This is a genomic window from Streptobacillus ratti (assembly GCF_001891165.1).
Taxonomy (GTDB): domain Bacteria; phylum Fusobacteriota; class Fusobacteriia; order Fusobacteriales; family Leptotrichiaceae; genus Streptobacillus; species Streptobacillus ratti.
Map to the genome: position 1 here is coordinate 1 of NZ_LKKW01000107.1, position 303 is coordinate 303.

General features: G+C 26.1%; 1 protein-coding gene. It reads right to left on the reverse strand.

The annotated features are described in order from the left end of the window. Positions 1-273: TlpA disulfide reductase family protein (locus tag BT993_RS06995; RefSeq protein WP_158007943.1), on the reverse strand; the 273-nt coding region annotated here is incomplete at its 3' end. Positions 274-303 lie beyond the last annotated feature (30 nt).

Genomic DNA, 303 nt, shown 5'->3' on the forward strand with positions numbered 1-303 from the left:
ATCTTTTTCTTTTAATTCTCCATTCTTTCCAGGAGATACTACTGAAATTACATTAAATCCTAAATTTTTCTCTTTAGAAAGTTCTACTGTATGTGGCATAGTAGCAAGACATACATGACACCATGAAGCCCACATTTTAATGTATGTTTTTCCTTTATAATCACTAATTTTTTTAACTTGTCCTGACTGATTTTTAAATGAAATGTCATCTAAACTTCCTGAAAACGATAATGTAGATAACATTAATAAAAATATAGCTAATATTCTTTTCATATATCCCTCCATTATTTTATATTATTTTAA